We start from the raw sequence: 5311 nt of genomic DNA, 5'->3' as shown, positions 1-5311 counted from the left end.
CTGAGCTTCTAATTTAGCCATTTTTATAACCCCTTAGAACTGGAGGCCAGCTTCACGAGCAGCATCTGCTAGAGCAGCTACACGACCGTGATACTTGAAACCAGAACGATCGAACGCAACAGAAGTCACGCCTTTTTCGATCGCGCGCTCAGCAACAAACTTACCTACTGCTTTAGCCGCGTCTACGTTACCGGTACTCTTCAGTTGCTCTTTAACCGCTTTTTCCACGGTTGAAGCAGCTGCCACCACCTGAGCTTCAGGATTGATCACCTGAGCATAAATGTGACGCGGTGTACGATGTACAACCAGACGGTTCACGCCCAGCTCTTGGATCTTCTTACGAGCGCGAATAGCGCGACGTAAGCGAGATGTTTTCTTATCCATATCGCGTTACCTACTTCTTCTTAGCCTCTTTACGGCGTACTACTTCGTCGTCATAGCGAACACCCTTGCCTTTGTATGGCTCTGGTGGACGGTATCCGCGAATCTCAGCAGCGACTTGGCCAATTAACTGTTTATCAACGCCACGTAGGACGATGTCAGTTTGGCTAGGGCACTCTGCAGTAACGCCTGCGGGCAGTTTGTGTACTAACGGATGAGAGAAACCTAAAGTCAGGTCAATATCAGCACCGACGAGTTTCGCACGGTAACCAACGCCAACTAACTTTAACTTACGCTCAAAACCTTGAGATACACCAACAACCATGTTGTTTACTAACGCACGAGTTGTACCTGCCTGTGCCCAAGCGTTAACTACGCCTTCAACAGGGAGGAACTTAACTACGCCATCTTCAATAACAACATTGACCGCATTGTTGATCACTCGAGTCAGACTACCTTTTCCGCCTTTGACGGTCAGAGTCTGTTCGTTTAAGGTCACCTCTACGCCAGCTGGAATAGATACTGGTGCTTTTGCTACACGAGACATTCCTAGCTCCTTATGCTACGTAGCAGATAACCTCGCCACCCATGCCTGCAAGGCGGGCGGCACGATCAGTCATCAAGCCTTTAGAAGTGGACACAATTGCGACACCCAGTCCGCCCATCACCTTTGGAAGTTCGTTTTTACCTTTGTAAATACGAAGACCAGGACGACTTACGCGCTGGATAGTCTCAACGACTGGTTGGCCTTGGAAATACTTTAATGTAATTTCCAGTTCAGGCTTGGCTTCATCTGCTACGGCGTAATCAGCGATATAACCTTCTTCTTTAAGCAGTTTCGCAATAGCGACTTTCAACTTAGCAGAAGGCATCTTCACAGATACTTTGTTAGCAGCTTGGCCGTTACGAATACGGGTTAACATATCCGCAATAGGATCTTGCATGCTCATATTAGCTTACTCCGTGACAAGTGCTTACCAGCTAGCCTTACGTAGGCCAGGAACTTCACCACGCATGGTTGCTTCACGTAACTTGATACGGCTTAAGCCGAACTTACGTAGGAAACCATGTGGGCGACCAGTTTGATTACAACGATTGCGTTGACGCGCAGCGCTGGAATCACGTGGTAGAGCTTGCAACTTTAATACTGCATCCCAACGGTCTTCGTCAGAAGAAGTTGGACTGACAATAATAGCTTTAAGAGCGGCGCGCTTTTCAGCGAACTTAGCTACGAGCTGTGCACGTTTAACTTCACGTGCTTTCATTGATGATTTTGCCATTACGCTACCCTTATTTCTTGAATGGGAAGTTAAAAGCGTCTAACAAAGCACGACCTTCTTCGTCAGTCTTCGCAGAGGTAGTGATAACAATATCCATACCGCGAATTTTATCGATTTTATCGTAATCGATCTCTGGGAAAATGATCTGCTCACGCACGCCCATTGCGTAGTTACCACGGCCGTCAAACGCTTTAGCGCTTAAGCCACGGAAGTCACGAATACGTGGGATTGCGATATCGACTAAACGCTCTAAGAATTCCCACATACGCTCACCGCGCAGGGTCACTTTACAGCCAATAGGGTAGCCTTCACGGATTTTAAAACCAGCAACTGATTTACGAGCAACAGTTACTACTGGTTTTTGACCAGCGATCGCAGTCATATCACGGACAGCATGTTCCATGATTTTCTTGTCTGCAACTGCTTCGCCAACACCCATGTTCAGGGTGATTTTCTCAATCCGAGGGACTTGCATGACACTGGTATAACCGAACTTTTTAGCAAGTTCAGCGACAACAGTCTCTTGGTATTTATCATGCAGTTTCGCCATCGTTTACTCCAATTACTTAACGAGTTCACTGGTCGATTTGAAGAAGCGAACTTTTTTGCCATCTTCAAAGCGGAAACCAACGCGATCAGCTTTGCCAGTGGCAGAGTTGAAAATCGCTACATTTGATGCTTGTATCGGTGCTTCTTTCTCAACAATACCGCCAGCTACGCCCAGTTGTGGGTTTGGCTTTTGGTGTTTTTTGACAAGATTGATGCCTTCAACAATTAATTTACCAGTAGGTAGGACTTGAGAAACTTTAGCGCGTTTACCCTTGTCTTTACCTGCTAATACAATCACTTCGTCTTCACGACGGATTTTAGCTGCCATTTTGAAGCTCCTTACAGTACTTCTGGTGCCAGCGAGACAATTTTCATGAATTGTTCATTACGCAATTCACGTGTCACTGGTCCAAAGATACGAGTGCCAATCGGCTGCAGGTTGTTGTTCAAAAGAACCGCTGCATTCCGATCGAAGCGAATGACAGAACCGTCTGGACGACGTACGCCTTTCTTAGTACGGACTACCACCGCGTTATACACATCACCTTTCTTCGCTTTAGCGCGAGGAATCGCTTCTTTAACAGAAACTTTGATGATGTCGCCGATACCGGCATAACGACGATGAGAGCCACCCAAGACCTTAATACACTGAACTCTGCGTGCGCCGCTATTACATGCGACGTCAAGAGTCGATTGCATTTGGATCATTTTAAGTGCTCCGCTATCGTTACTACACAATTCCCACTATGGGACTATAAACGCCAATTTTTGCTATTAATTTAGTCAAAAATGGCGCGCAAATATAACACCATAAAAGTGGAAAGTATAGTATTAAAAAACAAACGGCCCCAAATACTGGAGCCGTTTACCTAAATACCTAATTATCTTAGGCCTTTGATACTACTTCAACCAGGGTCCAAGATTTAGTCTTAGACAAAGGACGACATTCGCGAATCGCTACTACGTCACCTTCATTGCACTGATTAGTTTCGTCATGTGCATGGATCTTAGTTGTACGCTTAATGTATTTCCCATAGATTGGGTGTTTCACTTGGCGTTCGATAGCAACAGTAATGGACTTGTCCATTTTGTTACTAGTAACACGACCCTGCAAAGTACGGATTTTATCAGACATTATGCACCCGCCTTAGAAGTAATAATGGTCTTAACGCGCGCAATGTTACGGCGCACCAATTTCAGTTGATTAGTCTGAGTCAACTGACCAGTGGCGTGTTGCATACGCAGGTTGAACTGCTCACGCAGCAGACCAAGTAGTTCAGCGTTCAGTTCTTCAACGCTCTTTTCTCTTAGTTCGCTCGCTTTCATTACATCACCGTCTTAGTTACGAAGGTAGTCTTAATTGGAAGCTTGGCAGCAGCTAAAGCAAACGCTTCACGAGCGATCACTTCAGAAACACCATTCATCTCATAAAGAACCTTACCAGGTTGAATCTGACATACCCAGTATTCAACGTTACCTTTACCTTTACCCATACGCACTTCAAGAGGCTTAGAGGTAATCGGCTTGTCCGGGAAAACTCGAATCCAAATTTGTCCCTGACGCTTAATGTGACGTGTCATGGCACGACGTGCAGATTCGATCTGACGTGCAGTTAAACGGCCACGGCCGACTGCTTTCAGACCAAAAGTACCAAAGCTAACTTCGGTACCGTTCGCTAGACCGCGGTTACGGCCTTTGAACATCTTGCGAAACTTCATACGTTTAGGTTGCAGCATTGCCGGCTCTCCTATTTACCACGAGGCTTGCGCTTAGGTTGCTGCTGTTTCGGCTCTTCAATCTGTGGCAGCATTCCGTCCAGAACTTCACCTTTGAAGATCCAAACTTTAACACCAATCACACCGTATTGAGTGTGACTTTCAGATGTAGAATAGTCGATATCAGCACGCAAAGTATGTAAAGGTACACGACCTTCACGATACCACTCAGAGCGCGCAATCTCAGCACCGCCTAGACGGCCACTAACTTCAACTTTGATACCTTGAGCACCAATACGCATTGCGTTTTGTACCGCGCGCTTCATAGCACGACGGAACATCACACGACGCTCTAATTGCTGTGCAATAGAGTCAGCAACTAATTTGGCATCTAGCTCAGGTTTACGGATCTCAGCGATGTTAATTTGAGCAGGAGTGCCAGCAAGTTTAGAAACTGCAGCACGCAATACTTCAACGTCTTCACCTTTCTTACCAATCACAACACCTGGACGGGCAGTGTGAATCGTAACGCGGATGCTTTTCGCTGGACGTTCGATAACAATCTTAGATACTGACGCAGCTTGTAACTTCTCTACAAGAAACTTACGCACTTCCCAGTCGCTGTTCAGATTATTGGCATAATCTGACTTATCTGCGTACCAGGTAGAGATCCAAGGCTTGGTGATACCCAGACGGATACCATTAGGATGTACTTTCTGTCCCATTGCTCTCTCCTAGCGATCTGATACAACCACAGTAATGTGGCTGGTACGCTTCATGATACGATCAGCGCGGCCTTTAGCACGTGGCATGATACGCTTCATAGTTGGACCCTCGTCAACAAAGACGGCTCCTACTTTTAGCTCATCAATATCCGCACCTTCGTTGTGTTCGGCGTTTGCGATAGCTGAGTCAAGTACTTTTTTAACCAGTACGGCGGCTTTTTTCGGGCTGAAAGTCAAAATTTCGAGGGCCTTAGCAACAGGCAAACCACGAATTTGATCGGCAACCAGACGGGCCTTCTGCGCAGACGTACGGGCAAAACGATGTTTAGCTAAAACTTCCATCTTATTCCTCCCGTATTAACGCTTCTTCGCTTTCTTATCAGCAGCATGGCCGCGATAAGTGCGAGTTGGTGAGAATTCACCAAGTTTGTGGCCGATCATTTCGTCAGTTACGAACACAGGAACGTGCTGACGACCATTATGGACAGCGATGGTCAAACCAATCATATTTGGAATGATCATAGAGCGACGTGACCAAGTCTTAATAGGCTTTTTGTCACCGGCTTCCATCGCTTTCTCTACCTTCTTCAGCAAGTGCAGGTCAATGAAGGGACCTTTCTTGAGAGAACGTGGCATGGCGAATCCTCTTACTATTTATTAC

General features: G+C 46.3%; 13 protein-coding genes. All 13 read right to left on the bottom strand.

Going from position 1 to position 5311, the window contains the following annotated elements:
- Positions 1-33: 33 nt before the first annotated feature.
- The 13 genes from rplR to rpsS all read right to left on the bottom strand — a co-directional run bounded on the left by rplR (position 34) and on the right by rpsS (position 5286).
- Positions 34-384 (bottom strand): 50S ribosomal protein L18, encoded by a 351-nt coding sequence (gene rplR / locus COW15_RS09515; RefSeq protein ID WP_007644436.1) that lies wholly within the window; start codon positions 382-384, stop codon positions 34-36.
- Positions 385-394: 10 nt separating this feature from the next.
- Positions 395-928 carry a 50S ribosomal protein L6 gene (rplF, locus tag COW15_RS09510; RefSeq protein ID WP_293632241.1) on the bottom strand — a complete coding sequence of 178 codons (534 nt, stop codon included), beginning with the start codon at positions 926-928 and terminating at the stop codon, positions 395-397.
- A 10-nt stretch (positions 929-938) separates the two neighbouring features.
- Positions 939-1331 carry a 30S ribosomal protein S8 gene (gene rpsH, locus COW15_RS09505; RefSeq protein WP_007644434.1) on the bottom strand — a complete coding sequence of 131 codons (393 nt, stop codon included), beginning with the start codon at positions 1329-1331 and terminating at the stop codon, positions 939-941.
- Positions 1332-1355: 24 nt separating this feature from the next.
- On the bottom strand, positions 1356-1661 hold the full coding sequence (gene rpsN, locus COW15_RS09500; protein ID WP_007644433.1) for a 30S ribosomal protein S14: 306 nt from the start codon (positions 1659-1661) through the stop codon (positions 1356-1358).
- A gap of 10 nt (positions 1662-1671) precedes the next feature.
- Positions 1672-2211 (bottom strand): 50S ribosomal protein L5, encoded by a 540-nt coding sequence (gene rplE, locus COW15_RS09495; RefSeq protein ID WP_007644432.1) that lies wholly within the window; start codon positions 2209-2211, stop codon positions 1672-1674.
- 12 nt (positions 2212-2223) lie between these two features.
- Complete coding sequence (gene rplX / locus COW15_RS09490; protein WP_007644431.1) at positions 2224-2538, bottom strand: 50S ribosomal protein L24; 315 nt, start codon at positions 2536-2538, stop codon at positions 2224-2226.
- Between the two features lie 11 nt (positions 2539-2549).
- Positions 2550-2918 (bottom strand): 50S ribosomal protein L14, encoded by a 369-nt coding sequence (gene rplN, locus COW15_RS09485; protein WP_006083590.1) that lies wholly within the window; start codon positions 2916-2918, stop codon positions 2550-2552.
- Between the two features lie 178 nt (positions 2919-3096).
- Complete coding sequence (gene rpsQ, locus COW15_RS09480) at positions 3097-3345, bottom strand: 30S ribosomal protein S17 (protein ID WP_037457745.1); 249 nt, start codon at positions 3343-3345, stop codon at positions 3097-3099.
- Positions 3345-3536: a 50S ribosomal protein L29 gene (rpmC, locus tag COW15_RS09475; RefSeq protein WP_006083592.1), complete on the bottom strand. Its 192-nt coding sequence runs from the start codon at positions 3534-3536 to the stop codon at positions 3345-3347. The genes rpsQ and rpmC overlap by 1 nt, the downstream gene beginning before the upstream one ends.
- On the bottom strand, positions 3536-3946 hold the full coding sequence (gene rplP / locus COW15_RS09470; RefSeq protein WP_006083593.1) for a 50S ribosomal protein L16: 411 nt from the start codon (positions 3944-3946) through the stop codon (positions 3536-3538). The genes rpmC and rplP overlap by 1 nt, the downstream gene beginning before the upstream one ends.
- A gap of 11 nt (positions 3947-3957) precedes the next feature.
- Positions 3958-4650 (bottom strand): 30S ribosomal protein S3, encoded by a 693-nt coding sequence (gene rpsC / locus COW15_RS09465; RefSeq protein WP_007644428.1) that lies wholly within the window; start codon positions 4648-4650, stop codon positions 3958-3960.
- Between the two features lie 9 nt (positions 4651-4659).
- The gene (rplV, locus tag COW15_RS09460; protein ID WP_006083595.1) at positions 4660-4992 is read right to left on the bottom strand and encodes a 50S ribosomal protein L22; all 333 of its coding nucleotides are present in this window, start codon (positions 4990-4992) and stop codon (positions 4660-4662) included.
- Between the two features lie 15 nt (positions 4993-5007).
- Positions 5008-5286, bottom strand: coding sequence for a 30S ribosomal protein S19 (rpsS, locus tag COW15_RS09455; RefSeq protein ID WP_006083596.1), 279 nt, complete (start codon positions 5284-5286; stop codon positions 5008-5010).
- Positions 5287-5311: the final 25 nt, after the last annotated feature.

The organism is Shewanella sp. CG12_big_fil_rev_8_21_14_0_65_47_15 (assembly GCF_002783505.1).
GTDB lineage: Bacteria > Pseudomonadota > Gammaproteobacteria > Enterobacterales > Shewanellaceae > Shewanella.
Note: the sequence above shows the minus strand (reverse complement) of the source record. Positions and strands in the feature narration are given on the sequence as shown.